Origin of the sequence: Streptomyces sp. DSM 40750 (assembly GCF_024612035.1) — a bacterium.
Taxonomy (GTDB): domain Bacteria; phylum Actinomycetota; class Actinomycetes; order Streptomycetales; family Streptomycetaceae; genus Streptomyces.
This window is the reverse complement of record NZ_CP102513.1, coordinates 3,370,363-3,392,708: the sequence shown is the minus strand read 5'-3', so window position 1 is coordinate 3,392,708 and position 22,346 is coordinate 3,370,363. Positions and strand designations below refer to the sequence as shown.

The window sequence follows — 22,346 nt, the reverse complement described above, 5'->3', positions numbered from 1 at the left end:
GTCACTTCACCACGGCTGCCGCGAGCTGCGACAGCGGCTCGGCCAGCGCGTTCACCGCGTCCGACAGCTCCTTGCGCCCGTCCGCGCCGACCTTCTCGTAGGAGACGAAGTCGTAACCCGTCTTGTCCGCACGGTACTTGTCGAGCAGCGTGTCCAGCGCCGCGAACTGCTGGTCGAGCTCCTTGGTCAGCTCCGGGTCGTTCTCGGCGGCGACGGACTTCAGCAGCTCGTACGACTCCTCCGCACCCTCGACGTTGGCCTTGAAGTCGACGAGGTCGGTGTGCGAGTAGCGCTCCTCCTCGCCGGTGACCTTGCCGGTGGCGACCTCGTCGAGGAGTTCCTTGGCGCCGTTGGCCATGGAGGTCGGGGTGATCTCGGCCTTGCCGACCCGGTTCTGCCAGTCCTCCAGGTCGGTGACCAGCTGGTCGGCGAGTTCGGAGTCGCGGTCGGTGAGCTTGCCGTCCTTCCACAGCGAGCGCTCCAGGCGGTGCCAGCCGGTCCAGTCCTTCTCCGTGTTTTCATCGGCCCGACCCTCCTCCAGACCGTCCTCCCGCAGGTCGACCTTCGGGTCGATGTCGCCGAAGGACTCGGCGACCGGCTCGGTGCGCTCCCAGCCGATGCGGGAGGGCGCGTACGCCTTCTTCGCGGCCTCCACGTCCCCGTCCTTGACCGCCTCGGCGAACACCTTCACCAGCGGGATGGTCTCGTCGGCCTGCGTCTGCGCGTACTTGCGGTACGAGGCGACCGCCTTGTCGAGCCGCGGGTCGCGCTCGGCGACCTTGCCGCTGCCGGTGGCCGTGACGTCCTGTCGGATGCCGTCGCCCTTCATCCCGGGCTTGCAGGCGATCTGGTACTCGCCGGCCTTCACCTCGGCCGTGACCTTCTGCTTGGTGCCGGGCCCGATGTTCTCGCGCTCGGTGACCACCCGGTCGTCCGGGAAGAGGATGTAGACCTCGGTGACCTTGGAGCCCTTGTTCTCGATGTCCAGCTCGACGTGGCCCGCCGGGAACTCCTTCTTCGACACCTCGCACCCGGTGTCGGTCGCGGTCACCGCGATGACCCCGTCCGCGCCCGCACTGCTCTTCTCGGTGCAACCGGTGACGGCGGTCAGGGCCGCCACGGTCGCGGCGGCGGTGACGACGGAGAATCTGAGGGGGCGCATTTCGGCTCCAAGAGAGTGCACAGGGGACACACAGACAAGGCGAGGCCGCCCCAAGTTAACTGAGGCTTACCTCACCAATCGCTGTACTCCCAGTGAAGCCCGCTCCCCGGAGCCGTGCGAGCACGGCCCGGTCACGGTGGCCAAAAACAGCCCTCATGGTCCGGTCAAGGGCAGGTCAAGATCCCCATTTCGCGGTCAAGAACCCCGTTTCGGTGTGATCAGGACATCACCGGTCCGCGGATGCGGGAACACCTCGACCGGCTGCCGGTACACCTCCGAAAGCAACTCCTCCTCGAAGACCCCCGCCGGCGGTCCGTCCGCCGCGATCCGCCCGTCGCGCAGTACGGCCACCCGGTCCGCGTAAGCCGCCGCCAGCCCGAGGTCGTGCAGCACGACGACCACCGCGTCCCCGGCTCGCGCTTGCTCCCGGCACACCCGCAGCACCAGCTCCTGATGCCGGAGGTCCAGCGCGGCCGTCGGCTCGTCCAGCATCAGCAGGGGGGTCCGTTGGGCGAGCACCCGCGCCAGCGCCACCCGGGCACGCTCGCCGCCGCTCAGCGCGGAGAAGGGGCGGGCCGCGAACCCGGTGACCTCCGTGACGGCCATCGCCTCCGCCACCGCCGTGTCGTCGGGGTCGTCCTCGTCGTGCACGTCCGGCTGCCGTGCCCACGGCGCCCGCCCCATCCGCACGACCTCCTCCACCGTGAACGGGAACGACAGCGCCGTCGACTGCGGCAGCACGGCCCGCCGCAGCGCGAGTTCGGGCGCCGACCACTCAGCCACCGGCCGCCCGTCCACCCGTACGACCCCGCCGTCCACCGGCAGATCCGCCGCCAGCGCCCCCAACAGGGTCGACTTCCCGGCCCCGTTGGGCCCGACGAGCGCGAGCACCTCACCCGCGCGGGCGGCGATGGAGACGCCGTGGAGGACTTCGCGGGCGCCGAGACGGACGGTGACGTCGTCGGCCTCGGCGAGGACATCACCGGGGGCGGACGGGGGTGGGGGAGTGGGGCCGCCGGGGCCCAGCCGCCCCCTGAGGAGCTTCCTCAAGGACCCCATGCGTGTCCTGGGCTTCATGCCCAGCCTCCCTGCTTGCGGCGGGTCCTGCGCAGCAGCCAGAAGAAGAACGGGCTGCCGAGCAGGGCGGTGAGGACGCCGAGGGGCAGCTCGGCGGGCTGGACGATCGTGCGGGCCGCGAGGTCCGCCGCCAGCAGCACGACCGCGCCGGCGAGCGCGCTGCCCGGGATCAGGAACCGGTGTCCCGGCCCGGCCGCCATGCGCAGCAGATGCGGAATGACGAGCCCGACGAAACCGATGACCCCCGACACGCTCACGGCGGCGGCGGTGAGCAGCGCGACGACCAGGATCAGCACGACCCTCAGCCGCTCCACGTCCACCCCGAGGTGTCGCGCCGGCCGCTCACCCAGCGCGAGAAGGTCCAGCTTCCGCGCGTAGCAGGGAGCCACGGCCAGCCCGATCACCGCGCACGGCAGCACGGCCAGCACCTTCGGCCACGTCGACTGCGCGAGCGAGCCCAGCTGCCAGAAAGTGATCTGGTTGACGGCCGCGGTGTCCTCCGCCAGGAAGATGAACAGTCCGATCGTGGCGCCCGCGAACGCGTTCACCGCGATGCCCGTGAGGATCAGCGTCACGACCTCCGTACGGCCGCCCGACCGGGACATCGCGTACACGACGAAAACGGTGATGAGCCCGGCGACGAACGCGAACACCGAGACCGTCCAGTTCCCGAGGAACGTGATCCCGAACGCGATCGTCGCGACCGCGCCCACCGCCGCGCCCAGCGAGACCCCGATGACGCTCGGCTCCGCCAGCGGGTTCCCGAAGATCCCCTGCATCAGCGCCCCCGCGCACCCGAGCGACGCACCGATCAGCAACGCCAGCATGATCCGCGGGAACCGCACGTTCCACAACACCGACTCGGGAACGCGTTCCAGCTCCGCCCCGCCGAGCCCGATCCGGTGGGCGACCGAGGAGATCACATCACCGGTGGGGATGGGATAGGCCCCGAGCCCCCCGGCCACGGGCACGAGGACGAACAGCGCGACGACGAGCCCGACGGTGAGGAGGAGCGGAGCGCGACGGCGCACGGAGTCGGCGGACCGCGGCCCCTCGCCTGCCGTGTCGCCGCCCGTTGTGGCCGCCTCGACGTCCCCGTCGGATCTCTCCGGCTCAACCGGCTTGTCCAGTACGGTCACTTGGTCTTCTCCTCGGCGACCATCGGGGCGGGGCCCTACGGCAGGGCCTCCGCCGGTGGTGGTGGGGCGTCGCACGGTCCGGCCGTGCCGCTCCGGGCGCGCCCGGGACAGCTTAGGCTAGCCTTACCTGACTTCTGCCCGGCGGTGTGGTGAGCTGGGACGACGTGCCGGCCCCGGTGATGTTTCAATGCGGGAGTGACTGACTTCGACGTGCTGCGGGTCTTCTGCGGACCCCGTGGCGGATACGGCAACGAACTGGGTGTCGTGCGCGAGGGCTCCGTGATGCCCGACCGCGCCGAGCGCCGGGAGTTCGCGGCCAAACTCGGCTTCGGTGCGACCGTGTTCGTGGATGACCCCGAGCGCGGTGTCATCGACATCTACACCCCCTCGTCGCGCCTGCCCTTCGCCGGATACCCGTGCGTGGGCGCGGCCTGGCTGCTCGACGTACCCGAACTGGTCACCCCGGCCGGCGTCGTCGGGGGCCGGCTGGACGGGGAGTTCAGCTGGATCGAGGCCGTGCCGGAGTGGGCCCCGCCCCGCACGTTCCGCCAGTACGCCTCCGCCGCCGAGGTCGACGACCTGTGTGTTCCGCCGCCCGGCGAGCGAAGCGAGACGGAGGTCCCCCCGGACGGGGTCTGGGGGAGGGTTTACGCCTGGGCCTGGGAGGACGAGGCCGCCGGCCGTATCCGCGCCCGTGCCTTCCCCGGCCGCGGCGACGGCATCGACGAGGACGAGGCCACGGGTGCGGCGGCGTTGCAGTTGACGGCCCGGCTGGGCCGCGCCCTGAACATCACCCAGGGCACGGGTTCCCAGATCCTCACGGCACCGCAGCCGCATGGGTGGGTGGAGGTCGGGGGCAGGGTGTTCCTGGAGCGTTGAGGGCGCCGACGCATGCCCCTTGGATCAACGGCCTCGCGAGCGCAGGCGTCTACGCGCTGAGGGGGAACTCCTCACCCAGAGCGAGAAAGACCGCGGTGTTGAGCGCGAACGCCCGCTTGCACTCACCCACGATCCGCTGCTTCTCCAGATCGTCCGCCCGCACCCGGTCCAGCAGCTCCCGATAACCCCGCTTGAAGGCGGCCGGGTTGGTGATCTCCTCGAAGACGTAGAAACGAACCCCGTCGCCCTTCTTCGCGAACCCCCACGTCTTCTCGGCCCGGTCGCGGATGATCTGCCCGCCGGAGAGGTCGCCGAGGTACCGCGTGTAGTGGTGGGCCACATAACCGCCGGGCCATGCGCGCGCGCACTCGGCGACCCGCTCCGCGTACGCCTCGGTCGCCGGCAGCGCCGTGAGCGTCGCGCGCCAGCGGGGGCCGCGCAGATGCTCCAGGTCCCGCTCCAGCGCGGTCAGCCGCATCAGCTCCGGCTGGATGAACGGCCCCGCGACCGGGTCGTCCGCCAGCGCCGGTGCGGCGCTCTCCAGCGCCTCGTACACGAACCACAGCTGCTCGGTGTACCGCGTGTACGCCTCGACGCCGAGTTTGCCGCCCAGCATGTCGCCCATGAACGTCGTGCTCTCCGCCTCGGTGTGCTGCTCGTGCGAAGCGGTGCGGATGAGCGTGGAGAACGCCGTGGCGCTCGTGTCCGACGCGTGCATCGCGTTCATGAAGGCCTCCGGTGCGGAAGTGAGGAAGACGAGAAGCTGACGCCATTTTCTATGGTTAGGCTTACCTAAGTCAACAGGTTCCCGACTCCCTGTCGGTAAAACGGTACCCCGAATCCCCACCGGCCCCACATGGAATCCGCGCAGGAAAAAGCCCGCCGTGCGGCCGGAGCCGAAGGCGGGCTGTTGAAGGGACTGGTTCCAGGGACCGGATCTACGGCAGCGTGAGGATCTCCGCCCCCGTCTCCGTCACCACCAGCGTGTGCTCGAACTGGGCGGTCCGCCTGCGGTCCTTGGTCACGACCGTCCAGCCGTCGTCCCACATGTCGTAGTCGTGCGTCCCGAGCGTGAGCATCGGCTCGATCGTGAACGTCATCCCGGTCTGGATCATCGTCGTGGCGTGCGGGGAGTCGTAGTGCGGGACGATCAGCCCGGAGTGGAACGAGGAGCTGATCCCGTGCCCCGTGAAGTCACGCACGACCCCGTACCCGAACCGCTTCGCGTACGACTCGATGACCCGCCCGATGATGTTGATCTGCCGCCCGGGCTTGACGGCCTTGATGGCCCGGGCGAGGGACTCCCGGGTCCGCTCGACGAGAAGCGACGACTCCTCATCCACATCCCCCACCAGGTAGGTGGCGTTGTTGTCGCCGTGGACGCCGCCGATGTACGCCGTGACGTCCAGGTTGACGATGTCGCCGTCGCGCAGCACGGTCGAGTCGGGGATGCCGTGGCAGATGACCTCGTTGACCGAGGTGCACAGCGACTTGGGGAAGCCTCGGTAGCCGAGGGTCGAGGGGTAGGCCCCGTGGTCGCACATGTACTCGTGAGCGACCCGGTCCAGTTCGTCCGTGGTGACGCCGGGGGCGATGTGCTTCGCCGCCTCCGCCATCGCGCGCGCCGCGATCCGGCCGGCGATCCGCATCGCCTCGATCGTCTCGGGCGTCTGCACCTCCGGCCCGGTGTACGGAGTCGGGGCGGGCTTGCCCACGTACTCGGGTCGGCGGATGTTTCCCGGGACGGTGCGGGTGGGGGAGAGCTTCCCCGGTGCGAGCAGCGACTGGCCAGACATGCCAGCGAGTTTAACCAGCGGCTGTGGGGGACCATGTCGGTGGCGGATCGGTCGCGATCGGTGGTGACTGGTGAAAGGAACTCACGTCATGCCCCTGTTCAAACGGCGCACGGTCGGCAAGCCCGGCGAATGGTTCTACTGCCTGGAACACAAGAAGGTCGAAGAGGGCCCGGACTGTCCCGGCAAGGACCGCATGGGCCCCTACTCCTCCCGCAAGGAAGCCACCCAGGCAATGGAAACGGCCCGCGAACGCAACGCGGAGTGGGAGAACGACCCACGCTGGCACGACGCCCCTGCCGGGAGTCCGGACGACGACTGACATCCCGACGCGGCGGGAGAGGGCCCACCCCTCCACGGGCCCACCTCTCCCCCGCTCCACGCACAAGACCGGGTCACCAGCGGTTCGGCGGTGGGGACGTCAGCTGGTCGGCCAGGCGGGAGAGGTGGTCGCGGAGGCGGCGTGGGCCTCGCGGCGCGGGGAGCGCGTTCTCACCGGCCGCCGCGCTGACGAGGTGCTGGACCGTGTCGAGGTCGACGTCCGGTTCGGCGGGCACGGCCAGCGCCTCATGGGCCATCGCGCCGAGCTCCCGGTCCCCGGTGTCCAGCGCGAGCACCGTGGCCCCGGCCCGCCGCGCGTCGTGCACCCGCTCCAGCAGAGCGGCACCCGGCGCGGAGGGTGCGACGACGAGCAGGGTCTCGCCGTGCCGGGCCGCCGACACCCGGTCCAGCCCGACGGCCAGATGCGCCGGGTCCGAGGGCCGCGCGGAGCGCCGTACGAGCGTCGGGGAGAGTTCCGGTGTACCGGACCAGGCCGCCTCGTCGACGAGGTGCGCCGCCAGGTGCCATGGCTCGTACTCGGCCGTCCCCACGAGCAGCAGCCCGCCGCCGTACGACACCACGGACCTCCGCAACGCCCCCGCGAACCGCCGCGTGTCCCCCAGCCACGCGGTCCCGGCGAGCACCTCACGCAGCAACGCGACCCGTACGGCATCCATGCGTCCGCATCCTGCCGCAACCGACCACTCGTGACCCGGTGTTCACCCCGAATTCGCCCGAGCCGGGCACGCACGCCGAATCAGCAACACGGAACGGCACGAACGAGAACGGCACGAACGAGAACGGCACGAACGAGAACGGCACGACAGCACTGGTACAGAGCCGCGAGACCGCACGCCCGTAGAGCCGCACGACCGCAGAAGCCGCCCCCCTCAACGCGCCAGCCACCATCCCAGGAGCCCCTCGTGACCCCCACGCCCGAGACCAGCACCCCCTTCCACGCCGGCCGCGAAGGCTACGCCAGCTTCCGTATCCCGGCGGTCGTCGTCACCGGCTCCGGCGACCTTCTCGCCTTCTGCGAGGGACGGGTCGGCGGGCGGGAGGACTTCGGGAACATCGACATCGTGGTGAAGCGGTCGACGGACGCGGGCCGGACATGGGGCCCGCTGCAGGTCGCCGCCAAGAACGGTGACGCCCTCGCCGGCAACCCCGCCCCGGTCGTCCTCGACACCGGCCGGATCCTGCTGGTCCATGTCCGCAACGCCGCCCTCGCCACGGAGGACGCCATCCGGCGGGGCGCCGTGAGCGCGGCGGACGGCCGTCGGGTCTGGGTGCAGCACAGCGACGACGAGGGGGCGACGTGGTCCAGCCCCAGGGAGATCACCGACGGGACCAAGAAGCCGGAGTGGCGGTGGTACGCCACGACGCCCGGCCACGCGCTCCAGCTCTCCACCGGCCGGGTCGTCGTCCCCGCCAACCACTCCCTCCCGCCCGCCGGCAGCGACAACGGCACGGAGGGCAAGTACAACGGCGGGCACTGCCTGCTCAGCGACGACCAGGGCGCCACCTGGCGCATCGGCTACGTCGACGACAACACCGACGGCTACATCAACGCCAACGAGACCACCGCCACCGAACTCCCCGACGGCCGCGTCTACTTCAACACCCGCAACGACTCCCCGGCCCCCGGCACCCGCGCCGACGCCCACTCCGTCGACGGCGGCGAGAGCCTGGTCAGGCCGTTCCGGCCGCAGGCGGGCATCGTCGGCCCGGTCGTCGAGGGCAGCGTCCTCCAGCTCCGCGACCCCGACCTGCTCCTCTACTCCGGCCCGGCCGACCCCGGCTTCCGCGCCCTGATGACCCTCCGCGCCAGCACGGACCACGGCGTGACCTGGCGCCCCGTACACACCGTCGACGGACTGCCCGCCGCGTACTCCGATCTCGTACGCGTCGACGACGACACGGTCGGACTGCTCTACGAGACGGGCGACTTCAGCGCGTACGAGACGATCACGTTCCGCCGTATCCCGGTCGCGGGCCTCGCCTGAACCGACCGGGTGCCCGTGAGCACGATCACCTCACCGCCACCCGTGACAGGGGCGCACGTAAAGTCGGCCCATGACCTCTACTGACAGTGCACAGCAGCCCACCGCGAAGGCCCCGGCCAAGGACCCCTGGGACCTGCCGGACGTGTCGGGGCTCGTCGTCGGCGTGCTCGGCGGCACCGGGCCGCAGGGCAAGGGCCTCGCCTACCGTCTCGCCAAGGCCGGGCAGAAGGTGATCATCGGCTCGCGGGCCGCCGACCGTGCGCAGGGCGTCGCCGAGGAGCTCGGACACGGCGTCGAGGGCGCCGACAACGCCGAGACCGCGCGCCGCAGCGACATCGTGATCGTCGCCGTGCCGTGGGACGGACACGGCAAGACCCTCGAATCGCTGCGCGAGGAACTGGCCGGCAAGCTCGTCGTCGACTGCGTCAACCCGCTCGGCTTCGACAAGAAGGGCGCCTACGCGCTGAAGCCGGAGGAGGGCAGCGCCGCCGAGCAGGCCGCCGCCCTGCTGCCGGACTCGCGGGTCACCGCCGCCTTCCACCACCTCTCCGCCGTCCTCCTCGAAGACCCCGAGATCGAGGAGATCGACACGGATGTGATGGTGCTCGGCGAGGTACGGGCCGACGTCGAGATCGTGCAGGCCCTGGCGGGACGCATCCCCGGTATGCGTGGCATCTTCGCCGGCCGGCTGCGCAACGCCCACCAGGTCGAGGCCCTGGTCGCCAACCTGATCTCCGTCAACCGCCGCTACAAGGCCCACGCGGGCCTCCGCCTGACCGACGTATAGGGCGTACGCACAAGACGTACGGCCGACGCACGTGCGCGCGGGGGCATGGGGGACACTGGACGCCGTACCACCTCGTCCCGCTGCCGACCGTCCTGTCAGGAGCCGACCCCCATGCTCCCCTTGCTCCCACCCGACCCAGCCCGGCGACTCGCCGTCTACGCGCTCATCGTCTGTCTCCTCGCGGTCGCCGCGGCCGTGGTCTCCTTCACCCGGGGCAGCTGGCTGGGTGTGGTGTGGGTGCTGATGGCCGGCCTGTCGTCCAACATGACCTTGTACTACGCGCGGAAGGCCAAGGCGGAGCGCCGGTCCGCCACCGGCTGAGGCGCGCGACCGTCACGGACCGGTCAGGCAGATGTCGCTGTCCTCGCGCCAGAAGCGGTACAGCCAGTAGCCGCAGTCGGACAGCTGGTCCTCGATCCCCAGGCCCCGCGTGAACGCGTCGATCACGTCCCAGAACACACCGTTCACCGCCGGGATCCACAGCACCGCGAAGACGAGCAGCAGACCGAAGGGCGCGAGCGGCTCCACCTGGCGGCGGATCTTGTACGACAGCCAGGGCTCGATGACGCCGTAGCCGTCCAGGCCGGGCACCGGCAGGAAGTTCAGGATCGCCGCCGTGACCTGGAGCATCGCGAGGAAGGCGAGGGCGAAGAGGAATGCCGCCGGCACGCCGTCCGTGACGCCCAGCCAGAAGGGCGCGGTGCAGACGGCCGCGAACAGGACGTTCGTCAGCGGGCCGGCCGCCGAGATCAGGCTGTGTTTCCAACGGCCCTGGATACGGCCGCGCTCGATGAAGACCGCGCCACCGGGCAGACCGATACCTCCCATGATCACGAAGACGACGGGCAGCACGATGCTGAGCAGGGCGTGCGTGTACTTCAGCGGATTGAGGGTGAGATAGCCCTTGGCGCCGATGGAGATGTCACCGCTGTGCAGGGCGGTGCGGGCGTGGGCGTACTCGTGCAGACACAGCGAGACGATCCACGCCGAGGTCACGAAGAGGAAGACGGCCAGCCCGGGCTGCTCGGCGAACCCGGTCCACGTGGCCCATCCGGTGACCGCCATGACGGCCACGATCCCCACGAAGACGGGGCTGATCCTCCGGTCGCTCCGGCGGGACGCGGCGGTGGTCATGGGGCTCCTAGGACTCTCGACGGACTGCCGACACTGCGACGACGGCCCGTCTGGTGTGTGCCGACGAACTGTCGATCACTCGAACGGACTGCCCGACGGTACCGGGCGTATGCCGAAAACGTCTCGCGATCCCCTCCTGGTTCCTAGGAAGGTGGGGGACGAACGGTCGACGGTCGTACGCGGCGTCCGACTCGATGTACCGGACACACGAACCCGCCCCCGACGGAGACAATGGACCCCGTGCGCTATCGCATCCTCGGCACCACTCAGGCACTGCAGGCCGACGGCACCCCCGTCCCGGTCGGGGGCGCCCGGCTGCGCGCCCTGCTGACCGTGCTCGCGCTGCGGCCGGGGCGTACGGTGCCCGCGGCCGCGCTCGTCGACGAGGTGTGGGTCGACGACCCGCCCGCCGACGCCCCCGGCGCGCTGCAGGCGCTGGTCGGCCGCCTGCGCAGGGCACTGGGCCCCGAGGCGGTCGAGTCGGTGAACGGCGGCTACCGTCTCGCGGCCGCCCGGGACGACATCGACCTGCACCGCTTCGAACGCCTCGCGGACGAGGGGACCCGCGCGCTCGCCGACGGCAATGCGGCCGAAGCCGCCGATGTCCTCGACGACGCCCTCGCCCTCTGGCAGGGACCGCCGCTTGCCGACCTCCCCGACCGCACCGCCGAGGCCGCCCGCTGGGAGACCCGCCGCCTCGACGCCCACCGCACCCGCCTCACCGCCGCCCTCACCCTCGGCCACCCCGAATCCGCCCTCCCCGACCTCACCGCCCTCTGCGACACCCACCCCCTCGACGAGCCCCTCCAGGTCCTCCGCCTACGCGCCCTGCGCGACACGGGCCGCTCCGCGGAGGCCCTGGCCGCCTACGAGCAGATACGCACCCTGCTCGCGGACCGCCTGGGCACGGACCCGGGCCCGGAACTGCGCGGCCTGCACGAAGAGTTACTGAGAACGGACGACGGATGGGCTGGAAACGACGGGGCCGCGCCTCATCAGCGGCGCGGACACCTGCACGACCAACCCCCCGCACCCCATCAGCGGCGCGGACACCTGCGCGACCAGCCCCCAGCGTCCCGTCAGGGGCGCGGGGCTGCGGGGGATCTGCGGCTACCGCCGCGTGGGCGCGACCAGCCCCCACCAACCCGCACCCCAACACCCACCCAATCCACCCCTCGGGGTCAAAGGGGCAGCGCCCCTTGGGACGGGACGGGTAGGGGCGGCGGGGGCGAGAAATCCGACCCGCGACCACAGCCCTCCCCGCGACCCCAGCCGCAGCCCACCCCCCTCCACCCCCAACCCACCCGCCCCCTCGGCAACCTCCGCGCCCGCCTCACCTCCTTCGTCGGCCGCGACACCGACATCGACACCATCCGGGAAGACCTCACCACCACCCGCCTGGTCACCCTCCTCGGCCCCGGCGGCGCCGGAAAGACCCGCCTCTCGCAGGAGGTCGGCGAGGCAGTCGCCCCGGCCATGCCCGACGGCATCTGGCTCGCCGAACTCGCCCCCGTCGACGACCCGGCGAACGTCCCGGAGGCCGTGCTCACAGCCCTCGGCGCCCGCGAGACCGTCCTCCGAGGCGCCGGCGCCGAGGAGATGCGCGTCGCGGCCGACCGCCAGGACGACCCGCTGGCCCGCCTCGCCGAGCACTGCGCCAGACGCCGGATGCTGCTGATCCTCGACAACTGCGAACACGTCGTGGACGCCGCCGCCCACCTCGTCGAGCACCTCCTCCAGCGCTGCCCGGCGCTGACCGTACTCGCCACCAGCCGCGAACCCCTCGGCGTACCGGGGGAGTCGGTGCGCCCGGTGGAACCGCTGACGCAGCCCCACGCACTGAGGCTGCTCGCCGACCGGGGCGCGGCCGCCCGGCCCGGGTTCACCGTCGCCGCCGACCCGGAGGCCGCCGCCGAGATCTGCCGCCGGCTCGACGGACTCCCGCTCGCGATCGAGCTGGCGGCGGCCCGGCTAAGGATGCTGACGCCTCGTCAGATCGCTGACCGGCTCGACGACCGCTTCCGGCTGCTCACCTCGGGCAGCCGTACCGTCCTGCCCCGGCAGCAGACCCTGCGCGCGGTGGTCGACTGGTCCTGGGAACTGCTCGACGAGGACGAACGGTACGTCCTGCGGCGGCTGTCGGTCTTCGCCGGCGGCTGCGACCTGACCGCCGCCGAGGCCGTCTGCGGTCCCGCCGCACTGGAGGCGCTCGGCTCGCTCGTCGACAAGTCCCTCGTCGTGGCGGCCCCTTCGGCGGGCGCGGACGGCGGGATGCGCTACCGGCTCCTGGAGACCGTCGTCGAGTACGCCGGTGAACGGCTCGACGAGACGGGCACCCGCGCCGCCGCCGAACGCGCGCACCTGACGTACTACCGCGAACTCGTCCGCACCACCGACCCGTTGCTGCGCGGCCTCGGCCAGCGTGCCGCGATCGAACTCCTTGAGCTGGAGTACGAGAACATCCGCACCGCCCTCCGGCACGCCGTCGCCGAGCGGGACGAACAGGAGGCTCTCTGTCTGACGCTGTCGCTGTGCTGGTACTGGCAGATGCGCGATCTGAAGACCGAGGCCCGGTACTGGTCCGCCCAGGTCCAGGACCTCGGCCCGGACCCCTTCACCGCACCCGCCCGCCCCGTCCCGGATCTGCGGGAACGCGCCATCGACAGCCCGCCGCCGATGAGCCCCGCCGTCCTCGACGAGGCCCGGCGCGGGGTGCACCTCGTCCATCTGGCCTACATGGACATGGAGTTGCCGGCGTGGGAGACCCCCGATCGCCAGGAGAAGCTGCGGGTCATCAGCCGGACCTACCGCCCCGGCCAGCCGCAGACCTGCCGCTTCCCCACCTTCATGTGGCTCTACGCCGTCATGCTGACCGGCGACATGGACCGGCTCCGCGTGATCCTCGACGGCAACATCAGCACCTGCCGCGAGCTCGGCTACACCTGGGAGCTGGCGCAGACCCTGCAGATGCGGGCCAACATCCTCGCCAACCGCAGCGACTGGGCGGGCGACGCCACCGTCGACGCCGACGAGTCACTGGAGATCTTCGACCGCCTCGGAGACGCCTGGGGCGCCGCCGAGGCGCTCTCGGCACGCGGCGAGGCCCTGGAACGCCAGGGTGAGTTCGCGCTCGCCGCGGCGGACTTCCAGCGGGCCATCGAATACGCCGAACGGCTCGGCACCAAGGCCCAGTTGGGGATCCTCGGTGTCCGGCTCGGAAGCGTCCTCATCGAGGGCGGCCACGGCGAGCGGGGCGAGAAGATGCTGTTCGACGTGTTGGCGGACGGGCGCCGCGCCGCCCACGAGGCCCTGCCCGTGGCCCGGCTCTTCCTCGCGATCCGGCTCGGCCGCACCGAGCGCCCGGACGAGGCCCGGGAACAGCTCAGGCTGCTGCGCGAGGACTTCGAAGCCGCCGACTTCGTGGTCTTCGCCGGCTTCGTCCTCGGCGTCGAGGGCTGGCTGGAGGCGGTGGCCGGACACCACGAGAAGGCGCTGCGGCTGATCCGCCGGGCGATGGAACGGAGCCTGGACCCGCTCGCCCGGATGGTCGCACCCCATATGCCCTCCACCCATCTCGTCACCGCCGCGCTCTCCGTCGCGGGCGTCGACGGCGGCACCCGCGTCCTCGACGCGGCCCGCCTCCTCGGTGCCGCCGACGCGCTGCTGCCGCCCGGCCACTTCGCCAGCCCGATGGAGGCCGAGGCCCGCGCCCAGGCCGAGGCCGCGGCCCGGGCCCTGCTGGACGACACGGCCTACGACACGGCGTACGCCGAGGGCGGCGTCCTCACCGCCGAGGAGGCCGCCGCCCTCATGTGACCTCGGATGAGGTCAGCTCTTCGTCTTGAACTTGTGGATCGCGATCGGCGCCATCACCGCCGTCAGCGCCACCGACCAGCCGAGTGTGACGTACAGGTCGTGGGCGACCGGCCCGCCCGTCATCAGCCCGCGCGCGGCGTCCGCGAGGGACGACAGCGGGTTGTAGTCGGTGAAGGACTGCAGCCAGCCCGGCATCGACTGCGTCGGCGCGAAGATCGACGAACCGAACTGCAGCGGGAACAGCACCAGGAAGCCCATCCCCTGCACGGACTGCGCGTTCTTCATCGTCACGCCCAGCACCAGGAAGATCCACATCAGGGACGAGCCGAAGACGCCGGCCAGTCCCACCGCGGCGAACAGCCCCGGCCAGCTGGTGATGTCGAAGCCGATGAGGACACCGACGGTCAGCAGGATGGTCGTGGCGACCAGCATGCGCAGCAGCTCGACGGAGATCTTCGCGAGCAGCACCGAGGACCGGCCGATCGGCAGGGACCGGAAGCGGTCCATGACGCCCTTCTGGAAGTCCTCGTTGAAGCCCGTGCCGACCCCCATGGCGATGTTCATGCCCATCATCGCCATCAGCCCCGGCACCACGTACTGGATGTACTCCTCCTGGCCGCCGCCCAGCGCCTGCCCGATGGAGCCGCCGAAGACGTACACGAAGAGCAGGGTGAACACGATCGGCATCAGGACCGCGTCGAACATCGACTCGGGGTCCTGCCGGATCCACAGCAGATTGCGCCGGACGAGCGCGCCGGTGTGCCGGGCATGGGCCCGCAGCCCGATCCGGCCGTCGGCCTCGCCGGTCGTGGGAACGGTGGCGGCGCTCATACGGCGACCTCCTCGTACGCGGGGGACGGGGTCGTGTCCTGCGGCGCACTGGCCTTGTGGCCGGTGAGCGACAGGAACACCTCGTCCAGGCTGGGCAGTTCGGTGTTGATCGAGGCGATCGTGACGCCGCGCGCGGTGATCGCGCCGACGACGGCGGTCAGCTGCTCGTCGCTGAGGATCGGGACGAGGAGGGTGCCGGTCCCGGGGTCCACGGTGGTGGTGGCGAGCCCGGTGATACCCAGGTCGTCGAGGTCCTCGGCCAGCGGCCGCAGACGCACCGGATCGGCCGGCCGGACCCGGAGCGTACGCCCGCCGACCTGGGCCTTCAGTTCCTCGATACGGCCGCCCGCGATCACCTTCCCCCGGTCGATCACGGTCAGTTCGCCGGCCAGCTGCTCGGCCTCCTCCATGTACTGGGTGGTCAGCAGCACGGTCACCCCGTCGCCGACCATGCGCTTCACCTCGGTCCACACCTCGTTGCGGGTGCGCGGGTCCAGACCGGTCGTCGGCTCGTCCAGGTACAGCACGGCCGGGCTCCCGATCATGGACGCGGCCAGGTCGAGCCGTCGTCGCATACCGCCGGAGTACGTGCCCACCGAGCGCTTGGCGGCCTCGGTCAGCGAGAACCGCTCCAGCAGACCGGTGGCCCGGCTCTTCGCCTCCTTACGGGGCAGGTCGAGCAGCCGGCCGATCATGTACAGGTTCTCGAAGCCGGACAGCTTCTCGTCCACGGACGCGTACTGGCCGGTCAGGCCGATCACCCGGCGCAGCTGGCGCGGCTGGCGTACGACGTCGTAGCCGGCCACCGTCGCATGCCCCGAGTCGGGCGTGATCAGGGTGGACAGGCACCGTACGAGCGTCGTCTTGCCCGCCCCGTTCGGCCCGAGCACCCCCATCACCGTGCCTTCGCGCACATCGAGGTCGACACCGTCCAGCGCCCTGGTCTCGCCGTAGTGCTTGACCAGCCCCCGTACGGTGACAGCGCCTTTCGCGCCGCTGGCTTCCTTGTCGATTCGTGTCATGTGGACGACGGTGTCAGGAGCCGCCGACAAACCACCGACAGGTCACCTACACGACCGACAGAGCACCGACACGCGTCAGGGCCCGGGGGCTGGGGCGCGTCGGCGGGTTCGGGTGGGGTGGGGGTGCTCGCGCAGTTCCCCGCGCCCCTGAAAGACCCCGGGCGCGCCCCATGCCGTCAAGGGGCGCGGGGAACTGCGCGACCAGCCTCCACGCACCCGCACCCGCCAACGCACACGGCCCCCGCCCCCTTCCGCGCCATCACAAAAAGCCGCAGCCCGCCGACGGGGGAAGATCGGCGGGCTGCTCTGGTACCGCAGTGGCTTCAACGGCCCTCAGGGCCTAGTGGACGGAGTGCTCCTCCAGCGGGAAGGTCCCGCCGACGACGTCCTCGGCGAACGCCTTGGCCGCGTCACCCATGACCGCCCGCAGGTCGGCGTACTTCTTCACGAACTTCGGTACCCGCCCTCCGGTCAGCCCGAGCATGTCGGTCCAGACGAGGACCTGCGCGTCGGTCTCCGGCCCCGCGCCGATACCGACCGTCGGAATGTGCAGCACGCGGGTGACCTCGGCCGCCAGCTCCGCCGGAACCAGCTCCAGGACGACCGCGAACGCGCCCGCGTCCTGGACGGCCTTGGCGTCGCGCAGCAGCTGCTGGGCGGCCTCCTCGCCCCGGCCCTGCACGCGGTAGCCCATCGCGTTGACGGACTGCGGAGTGAGGCCGATGTGGGCCATGACGGGGATGCCGGACTCGACCAGCAGCTCGATCTGGCGGTGCGACCGCTCGCCGCCCTCCAGCTTGACCGCCCCGACCCCGGCCTCCTTGACCAGCCGGGTCGCCGAGCGCAGCGCCTGCACCGGACCCTCCTGGTAGGAACCGAAGGGCAGGTCGCCGACGATCAGGGCGCGGCTCGTGCCCCGTACGACGGCGGCCGAGAGCATGGTCATCTCGTCGAGGGTGACGGGCACGGTCGACTCGTACCCCAGGTGGCAGTTGCCCGCCGAGTCGCCGACGAGCATGACCGGGATGCCGGCCTCGTCGAAGACGGACGCCGTCATGGCGTCGTACGCGGTGAGCATGGGCCACTTCTCGCCGCGCTCTTTGGCGGCGCTGATGTCGCGGACGGTGATGCGCCGGGTGCTCTTGCCTCCGTACAGCGCCTTGCTGCTGTCGGTGGCCGGCCGTACACCCTGCGCAGGCTGCTTCTGGGCAGCGGAAAGCTGCGTCATCGCAACGGCTCCTTCATGTCATCTCGAGGCGCCCTCACGGCGTCCCCGGACCGCATCCATGGTGGCACCTCGTGCCAGGGAGTGCCAGGGCTGGTGCGTGTGACGGTGACCGTTTCGGCAACCCGCACGTAAGACCTGGGTAAAAGAATTTCGATACGAGACGGGATCGTATCGAAATGGGGTTAGGCTCGACCGCATGACTACCGCAGTCCCTGACTCCCGTATGCCGGCGGTGGTGCACCGGCGCCGCTGGGTGATTCTCGGTGTGCTGATGCTGAGCCTGCTGATCGTGGTGCTCGACAACTCGATCCTCAACGTCGCCATCAAGACGATCTCGACCCCGGAACCGACCGGGCTCGGCGCCACCCAGAGCGAGCTGGAGTGGGCCATAAACGCCTACACGCTCGTCTTCGCGGGGCTGCTGTTCTCCGCCGGCCTGCTCGGCGACCGCCTCGGACGCAAGAAGGTGCTGCTCGGTGGCCTCGTCGTCTTCGGCATCGGCTCGGCACTGGCCGCCATGTCGGGCTCGCCGATCGAGCTGATCGTGTTCCGCGCGGTGATGGGCCTCGGCGCCGCCTTCGTGATGCCCGCCACCCTCGCCGTCCTGATGAACGTCTTCGAACGCGACGAGCAGCCGAAGGCCATCGGCATCTGGGCGGGCGGAGTCGGCCTCGCCATCGCCATCGGCCCGATCACCGGCGGACTCCTCCTCGACCACTTCTGGTGGGGCTCGGTCTTCCTGGTCAACGTGCCGATCGTCGTCCTCGCGCTGGGCCTGATGATCTGGCTGGTGCCCGACTCCCGCGACCCGAACCCGGGCCGCATCGACCCCATCGGCGTAGTGCTCTCCGTCGTCGGCCTCGTGCTCCTCGTCTACGGCATCATCCGGGGCGGCCAGCTCGCCGACTTCACGGACGTCACGGTCCTCGGCACCATCGCGGCCGGGCTCGCGGTCCTCGCCGCCTTCGTCGTCTTCGAGAAGCGCAGCGACCACCCGTCCATCGACATCTCGTTCTTCAGGAACAAGGTCTTCTCGGCCTCCATCGGCGTCATCGGCCTGGTCTTCTTCGCGCTGATGGGTGTGACCTTCTTCTCCGTCTTCTACACCCAGACCGTGCGCGGCTACTCACCGCTCCAGACCGGCCTGCTGATGCTGCCGCTGGCCGTCGCACAGCTCGTTTTCGCGCCACGCGCCCGCCTCGTCGTCGACCGCTTCGGCAACAGCGCGGTGTGCACGGCGGGCATGCTGCTGATCGCCGGGATGCTGGCGGCGTTCGCCGTGCTGGACGCGGACACGCCGATCTGGATCCTCGAAGTGATCTTCTTCTTCATGGGCGCGGGCATGGCGCACGTCATGACCCCGCTGAGCGTACTCATCATGCAGGCGCTGCCCCGCGAGAAGGCCGGCTCCGCGTCCGCGCTCAGCAACACCTTCCGCCAGGTCGGCGGCGCCCTCGGCATCGCCGTCCTCGGCTCCGTGCTCTCCGCCGCGTACCGCGGCGGCATCGAGGACAAGCTGCCCGCCGGCGCCCCGCACGCCGCCGCCGAGTCCATCGAGGCCACCCTCGGCCTCGCCGCCCGCCTCGGCGACCGGGGCGAGGCCCTGGTCGGCCCGGCCCACGACGCCTTCCTGCACGCCATGCACGTGACCGCGCTGTGCGGGGCCGGCATCGCCGTCCTCGGCGCGGTGACCATGGCGGTGTTCCTGCCGGGACGGCCGAAGACCGGCCAAGAGGGCAAGGGAGAAACGGAGTTGGTGACCGCCGATCACTGACAGGCATCCCCGCGTACGACACCCGCACGGCCGTACGCGGGGGAGAATCACCCCGGGCACCCGGAGAACCGCGGAGCCGGACCCGGAGAACGAGAGAGACGGAGTCGACCGTGAGCCTCGCCGAGAGCCACGCCGGAGACGGGCGGGTCCGGGACGGGCGCCCCGTACGGGGGCGGCCCCGGAGCGAGGCCGTGGAGCGGTCCATCATCGAGGGCGCGATGCGGCTCCTCGAAGAGGGCGTACCGCTCTCGGAGCTGTCCATCGAGCGGATCGCCCGCACCGCCGGCGTCGGCAAGGCGACCATCTACCGCCGCTGGAGCGGCAAGGAGGCGCTCTTCGTCGACGTACTGCGCGCCGCGGAGCCCCCGGACCCCGTGCTGCCCGGCACCTCGATGCGTGACGACCTGGTCGTCCTCATGGAGGCGGCACGCCGACGCGGGCTGCTCAACCGGCCGTCGGCGATCCTGCACAACGTCATCGCCCAGATGAAGAGCAGCCCCAAGATCTGGAACGCCTACCACGCGGACGTCGTCGCCCCGCGCCGCCGGACCCTGATCGAGGTGCTGCGCCGGGGGCAGGCCAACGGGGAACTCCGCGCCGACGTGGACCTCGACCTGGCCGGCGATCTGGTCTTCGGCCCCATGCTCGTCCGTACCGTCATGCGCCCGGACGCCGAACTCCCGGAGAATCTCGCGGAGAGCATCGTCGACACGGTGCTCGAAGGGCTTCGTCCGTCTGCGAAGTGAGTCACAGTCAATGTGCGCGTTTCGTTACAGACGTCGGGGCCTGTCCGCCGGTTCGGAACTCCGAACAGCGGGTTGTTCGTCCTCGTGCACGTACGGCCGCCAGGCGGCGGCGGGATCGACAGCGATCATCCCCTAGGGTTTTCAGGCGCGGGGGATGAAGTGCACGGCAGGCAGTGAGGCGACGGTATGGCGCAGGCGTACATGACGGAGACGGGCGGCGGCGGCACGGGACAGGGCCGCGAACAATCCCGGCTTCGGCGCCTGCTCGCCCGGCTCTTCGGGGGCTGGAGAGGGGACCGGCGGATCTGGCGGCGTGGCATCGTCGTCGCGGTCCTCGCGGTTCTCGTCGCGCTGCTGATGGTGCTGCACGCCCAGGTCCCGAACGCGGTCGGCAACCTCGGCAGCCTGACCGAGACGTTCCTGCCCTGGCTGGGCGTCGCGATCCCGCTGCTGCTGGTCCTCGCGCTGGTCCGCAGGTCGGCGACCGCGCTGGTCGTGCTCCTGCTGCCCACGGTCGTCTGGCTGAACCTCTTCGGCGGACTCGTCACCAGCAAGTCCGGCAGCGGCGGCGACTTCACCGTCGTCACCCACAACGTCAACGCGGACAACGCCGACCCGTCCGGCACCGCCCGCGACGTCGCCGCCTCCGGCGCGGACGTGGTGGCCCTGGAGGAACTGACCGAGACCGAGGTGCCGGTCTACGAGAAGGCGCTGGAGGCGACATACAAGTACCACGAGGTCGTCGGCACCGTCGGGCTGTGGAGCAAGTACCGGATGAGCGACACCAAGGCCGTCGACATCAAGCTCGGGTGGGAGCGCGCGATGCGCTCGACGGTGGCGACGCCGGACGGGCCGGTCGCCGTGTACGTAGCCCATCTGCCCTCGGTGCGGGTGAAGCTGGAGGCCGGGTTCACCGCCCGGCAGCGCGACAAGAGCGCGAACGCGCTGGGCGAGGCCATCGCCGACGAGCCGATCGAGCGGGTCGCCCTCCTCGGCGACCTCAACGGCACCATGAACGACCGCGCCCTCAACGCCGTCACCGCCCAGATGCGTTCCACCCAGGGTGCGGCGGGCAGCGGCTTCGGCTTCAGCTGGCCCGCGTCGTTCCCGATGGCGCGCATCGACCAGATCATGGTCCGGGGCATGGAGCCGACGGCGTCCTGGACCCTGCCCCAGACGGGCAGCGACCACCTGCCGGTGGCGGCGCGGGTGACGATCGACACGTCCAGGAGCTGACGGCGCTGGTGGGGCGATAGCGGGCGGTGGGGGAGCAAGGCCCCGGTTCGAGTTTGTTCCGTCGATGAACATACGATGGAGCCGAACCCCGATTCCCCCTGTTCTCTTTCCCCCTGCTCTCTTCGAAAGGTCCCGCCATGCCCTTGGCCCTGCTCGCTCTCGCCGTAGGAGCCTTCGGAATCGGCACGACCGAGTTCGTCATCATGGGCCTCCTGCCCGAGGTCGCGGCCGACCTCGGCGTCTCGATCCCCACCGCCGGCCACCTGGTCTCGGCGTACGCGCTGGGCGTCGTCATCGGCGCCCCGCTGCTCGCCGCGGTCACGGCCCGGATGCCCCGCCGCACGGTCCTGATCCGGCTGATGGTCCTCTTCGTCGCCGGCAACGCGCTGTCCGCCTTCGCGCCCGACGAACACTGGCTGCTCGCCGCCCGCTTCCTCAGCGGTCTGCCGCACGGTGCCTTCTTCGGTGTCGGCGCGGTCGTCGCGACCACCCTGGTGGCCCCGGAGCGCAAGGCCCGCTCGGTCTCGCTGATGTTCCTGGGGCTGACGATCGCCAACGTCGCCGGCGTACCGGCCGCGACCCTCGTGGGCCAGCACTTCGGCTGGCGGATCACCTTCCTCGGCGTGAGCGCCATCGGGCTGGCGGCGATCGCTTCCCTGGCGCTGCTGCTGCCGAGGGACCGGGGGGAGACCCGCTCGGCCGGTCTGCGCGGCGAACTGGGCGCCCTGCGCTCACTGCCCGTCTGGCTGGCCCTCGGCACCACCGTGGCCGGCTTCGGCGCGCTCTTCTCCGCCTACAGCTACATCACGCCGATGCTCACCGACGCCGCCGGTTACGCGAAGACCAGCGTCACCCTGCTGCTGGCGCTGTTCGGCGTAGGGGCGACCATCGGCAACCTGGCCGGCGGCCGCCTCGCCGACCACTCCCTGCGCGGCACGCTCTTCGGCGGCCTGGCGTCCCTGATCCTGGTGCTGGCGCTGTTCCCGGTCCTCATGTCCGCCCAGTGGAGCGCCGCCCTGGCCGTCCTCCTCCTCGGCGTCGCCGCCTTCGCCACCGGCTCACCCCTCCAGCTGATGGTCATGGAGAAGGCTGCCACCGCCCCCTCCCTCGCCTCCTCCGCCAACCAGGCCGCCTTCAACCTCGCCAACGCCGGCGGCGCCTGGATCGGCGGCCTCGCCCTGGCCGCCGGCCTCGGCGCGACGGCTCCCGCGGTCGTGGGCGCGGGGCTCGCGGTGGTCGGCCTCGGGGTCGCCGGGGTGGCCTACGCGGTGGACGCCCGCCGGACCGCCGTCGCCGCGCCGCGGAACGGTCGGGGCCGTGGACGCGTGGTGGCGTCCCATGTGCCGGAGGAGTCGGAGACGGTACGCGTCTGAGGCGGTCCGGGGCGGAGGCGGT

20 protein-coding genes are annotated in these 22,346 nt (G+C 71.1%); 10 read left to right on the top strand and 10 right to left on the bottom strand.

Annotated elements, in window-relative coordinates:
* Nucleotide 1 precedes the first annotated feature (1 nt).
* The 3 genes from efeO to JIX55_RS15100 all read right to left on the bottom strand — a co-directional run bounded on the left by efeO (nucleotide 2) and on the right by JIX55_RS15100 (nucleotide 3,378).
* Entirely contained in the window at nucleotides 2–1,162 is a 1,161-nt protein-coding gene (efeO, locus tag JIX55_RS15110) for an iron uptake system protein EfeO (protein ID WP_257563834.1), read from the bottom strand.
* A gap of 195 nt (nucleotides 1,163–1,357) precedes the next feature.
* Nucleotides 1,358–2,239 carry a heme ABC transporter ATP-binding protein gene (locus tag JIX55_RS15105; RefSeq protein ID WP_443046422.1) on the bottom strand — a complete coding sequence of 294 codons (882 nt, stop codon included), beginning with the start codon at nucleotides 2,237–2,239 and terminating at the stop codon, nucleotides 1,358–1,360.
* Nucleotides 2,236–3,378, bottom strand: a complete 1,143-nt coding sequence (locus tag JIX55_RS15100) for a FecCD family ABC transporter permease (protein WP_443046421.1) — start codon at nucleotides 3,376–3,378, stop codon at nucleotides 2,236–2,238. The genes JIX55_RS15105 and JIX55_RS15100 overlap by 4 nt, the downstream gene beginning before the upstream one ends.
* A 195-nt stretch (nucleotides 3,379–3,573) precedes the next feature.
* On the opposite strand from JIX55_RS15100, the gene JIX55_RS15095 reads away from it, so the two are divergent.
* Entirely contained in the window at nucleotides 3,574–4,257 is a 684-nt protein-coding gene (locus JIX55_RS15095; protein ID WP_257563833.1) for a PhzF family phenazine biosynthesis protein, read from the top strand.
* 49 nt (nucleotides 4,258–4,306) lie between these two features.
* Here JIX55_RS15095 and JIX55_RS15090 read toward each other — a convergent pair whose 3' ends face one another.
* Nucleotides 4,307–4,975, bottom strand: a complete 669-nt coding sequence (locus JIX55_RS15090) for a biliverdin-producing heme oxygenase (RefSeq protein WP_257569335.1) — start codon at nucleotides 4,973–4,975, stop codon at nucleotides 4,307–4,309.
* A 220-nt stretch (nucleotides 4,976–5,195) separates the two neighbouring features.
* Nucleotides 5,196–6,053, bottom strand: coding sequence for a type I methionyl aminopeptidase (gene map / locus JIX55_RS15085; protein ID WP_257563832.1), 858 nt, complete (start codon nucleotides 6,051–6,053; stop codon nucleotides 5,196–5,198).
* An 88-nt stretch (nucleotides 6,054–6,141) separates the two neighbouring features.
* Here map and JIX55_RS15080 point away from each other — a divergent pair, with 88 nt between their 5' ends.
* Nucleotides 6,142–6,372, top strand: a complete 231-nt coding sequence (locus JIX55_RS15080) for a hypothetical protein (protein ID WP_257563831.1) — start codon at nucleotides 6,142–6,144, stop codon at nucleotides 6,370–6,372.
* A 73-nt stretch (nucleotides 6,373–6,445) separates the two neighbouring features.
* Here the strand turns inward: JIX55_RS15080 and JIX55_RS15075 are convergent, their stop codons facing one another.
* Nucleotides 6,446–7,048, bottom strand: a complete 603-nt coding sequence (locus JIX55_RS15075; RefSeq protein WP_257563830.1) for a hypothetical protein — start codon at nucleotides 7,046–7,048, stop codon at nucleotides 6,446–6,448.
* A gap of 246 nt (nucleotides 7,049–7,294) precedes the next feature.
* Here JIX55_RS15075 and JIX55_RS15070 point away from each other — a divergent pair, with 246 nt between their 5' ends.
* The 3 genes from JIX55_RS15070 to JIX55_RS15060 all read left to right on the top strand — a co-directional run bounded on the left by JIX55_RS15070 (nucleotide 7,295) and on the right by JIX55_RS15060 (nucleotide 9,485).
* A complete protein-coding gene (locus JIX55_RS15070; protein ID WP_257563829.1) occupies nucleotides 7,295–8,377 on the top strand; it encodes a sialidase family protein in 1,083 nt (360 codons plus the stop codon).
* A 70-nt stretch (nucleotides 8,378–8,447) separates the two neighbouring features.
* Nucleotides 8,448–9,164 carry an NADPH-dependent F420 reductase gene (gene npdG, locus JIX55_RS15065; protein ID WP_257563828.1) on the top strand — a complete coding sequence of 239 codons (717 nt, stop codon included), beginning with the start codon at nucleotides 8,448–8,450 and terminating at the stop codon, nucleotides 9,162–9,164.
* 111 nt (nucleotides 9,165–9,275) lie between these two features.
* Nucleotides 9,276–9,485: a hypothetical protein gene (locus JIX55_RS15060; protein WP_257563827.1), complete on the top strand. Its 210-nt coding sequence runs from the start codon at nucleotides 9,276–9,278 to the stop codon at nucleotides 9,483–9,485.
* 12 nt (nucleotides 9,486–9,497) lie between these two features.
* On the opposite strand, the gene JIX55_RS15055 is transcribed toward JIX55_RS15060, so the two are convergent.
* Nucleotides 9,498–10,298: a site-2 protease family protein gene (locus JIX55_RS15055; protein WP_257563826.1), complete on the bottom strand. Its 801-nt coding sequence runs from the start codon at nucleotides 10,296–10,298 to the stop codon at nucleotides 9,498–9,500.
* A 231-nt stretch (nucleotides 10,299–10,529) separates the two neighbouring features.
* Between JIX55_RS15055 and JIX55_RS15050 the strand changes: the two genes are divergently transcribed.
* Nucleotides 10,530–14,114, top strand: a complete 3,585-nt coding sequence (locus JIX55_RS15050) for an AfsR/SARP family transcriptional regulator (protein ID WP_257563825.1) — start codon at nucleotides 10,530–10,532, stop codon at nucleotides 14,112–14,114.
* A 12-nt stretch (nucleotides 14,115–14,126) separates the two neighbouring features.
* On the opposite strand, the gene JIX55_RS15045 is transcribed toward JIX55_RS15050, so the two are convergent.
* The 3 genes from JIX55_RS15045 to panB form a co-directional block, all read right to left on the bottom strand.
* Nucleotides 14,127–14,945, bottom strand: a complete 819-nt coding sequence (locus tag JIX55_RS15045; RefSeq protein WP_257563824.1) for an ABC transporter permease — start codon at nucleotides 14,943–14,945, stop codon at nucleotides 14,127–14,129.
* On the bottom strand, nucleotides 14,942–15,967 hold the full coding sequence (locus JIX55_RS15040) for an ATP-binding cassette domain-containing protein (protein WP_257563823.1): 1,026 nt from the start codon (nucleotides 15,965–15,967) through the stop codon (nucleotides 14,942–14,944). Before JIX55_RS15040 ends, JIX55_RS15045 begins: the two co-directional genes overlap by 4 nt.
* Nucleotides 15,968–16,307: 340 nt before the next feature.
* Nucleotides 16,308–17,195 carry a 3-methyl-2-oxobutanoate hydroxymethyltransferase gene (panB, locus tag JIX55_RS15035; RefSeq protein ID WP_257563822.1) on the bottom strand — a complete coding sequence of 296 codons (888 nt, stop codon included), beginning with the start codon at nucleotides 17,193–17,195 and terminating at the stop codon, nucleotides 16,308–16,310.
* A gap of 196 nt (nucleotides 17,196–17,391) precedes the next feature.
* On the opposite strand from panB, the gene JIX55_RS15030 reads away from it, so the two are divergent.
* The 4 genes from JIX55_RS15030 to JIX55_RS15015 all read left to right on the top strand — a co-directional run bounded on the left by JIX55_RS15030 (nucleotide 17,392) and on the right by JIX55_RS15015 (nucleotide 22,324).
* The gene (locus tag JIX55_RS15030; protein WP_257563821.1) at nucleotides 17,392–18,969 is read left to right on the top strand and encodes an MFS transporter; all 1,578 of its coding nucleotides are present in this window, start codon (nucleotides 17,392–17,394) and stop codon (nucleotides 18,967–18,969) included.
* Between the two features lie 110 nt (nucleotides 18,970–19,079).
* Nucleotides 19,080–19,715 (top strand): TetR/AcrR family transcriptional regulator, encoded by a 636-nt coding sequence (locus JIX55_RS15025; RefSeq protein ID WP_257563820.1) that lies wholly within the window; start codon nucleotides 19,080–19,082, stop codon nucleotides 19,713–19,715.
* A 186-nt stretch (nucleotides 19,716–19,901) separates the two neighbouring features.
* Entirely contained in the window at nucleotides 19,902–20,951 is a 1,050-nt protein-coding gene (locus JIX55_RS15020) for an endonuclease/exonuclease/phosphatase family protein (protein WP_257563819.1), read from the top strand.
* A 137-nt stretch (nucleotides 20,952–21,088) separates the two neighbouring features.
* The gene (locus JIX55_RS15015) at nucleotides 21,089–22,324 is read left to right on the top strand and encodes an MFS transporter (RefSeq protein ID WP_257563818.1); all 1,236 of its coding nucleotides are present in this window, start codon (nucleotides 21,089–21,091) and stop codon (nucleotides 22,322–22,324) included.
* Nucleotides 22,325–22,346 lie beyond the last annotated feature (22 nt).

Bases quoted from the DNA above. Each gene is read 5' to 3' on its own strand.
- JIX55_RS15045 (WP_257563824.1), bottom strand. From the start codon at position 14,945: ATGAGCGCCGCCACCGTTCCCACGACCGGCGAGGCCGACGGCCGGATC.
- JIX55_RS15015 (WP_257563818.1), top strand. From the start codon at position 21,089: ATGCCCTTGGCCCTGCTCGCTCTCGCCGTAGGAGCCTTCGGAATCGGC.
- JIX55_RS15050 (WP_257563825.1), top strand. From the start codon at position 10,530: ATGGACCCCGTGCGCTATCGCATCCTCGGCACCACTCAGGCACTGCAG.
- efeO (WP_257563834.1), bottom strand. From the start codon at position 1,162: ATGCGCCCCCTCAGATTCTCCGTCGTCACCGCCGCCGCGACCGTGGCG.
- JIX55_RS15030 (WP_257563821.1), top strand. From the start codon at position 17,392: ATGACTACCGCAGTCCCTGACTCCCGTATGCCGGCGGTGGTGCACCGG.
- JIX55_RS15020 (WP_257563819.1), top strand. From the start codon at position 19,902: ATGGCGCAGGCGTACATGACGGAGACGGGCGGCGGCGGCACGGGACAG.
- JIX55_RS15090 (WP_257569335.1), bottom strand. From the start codon at position 4,975: ATGCACGCGTCGGACACGAGCGCCACGGCGTTCTCCACGCTCATCCGC.
- npdG (WP_257563828.1), top strand. From the start codon at position 8,448: ATGACCTCTACTGACAGTGCACAGCAGCCCACCGCGAAGGCCCCGGCC.
- JIX55_RS15060 (WP_257563827.1), top strand. From the start codon at position 9,276: ATGCTCCCCTTGCTCCCACCCGACCCAGCCCGGCGACTCGCCGTCTAC.
- panB (WP_257563822.1), bottom strand. From the start codon at position 17,195: ATGACGCAGCTTTCCGCTGCCCAGAAGCAGCCTGCGCAGGGTGTACGG.
- JIX55_RS15075 (WP_257563830.1), bottom strand. From the start codon at position 7,048: ATGGATGCCGTACGGGTCGCGTTGCTGCGTGAGGTGCTCGCCGGGACC.
- JIX55_RS15055 (WP_257563826.1), bottom strand. From the start codon at position 10,298: ATGACCACCGCCGCGTCCCGCCGGAGCGACCGGAGGATCAGCCCCGTC.
- JIX55_RS15080 (WP_257563831.1), top strand. From the start codon at position 6,142: ATGCCCCTGTTCAAACGGCGCACGGTCGGCAAGCCCGGCGAATGGTTC.
- JIX55_RS15040 (WP_257563823.1), bottom strand. From the start codon at position 15,967: ATGACACGAATCGACAAGGAAGCCAGCGGCGCGAAAGGCGCTGTCACC.
- map (WP_257563832.1), bottom strand. From the start codon at position 6,053: ATGTCTGGCCAGTCGCTGCTCGCACCGGGGAAGCTCTCCCCCACCCGC.
- JIX55_RS15105 (WP_443046422.1), bottom strand. From the start codon at position 2,239: ATGAAGCCCAGGACACGCATGGGGTCCTTGAGGAAGCTCCTCAGGGGG.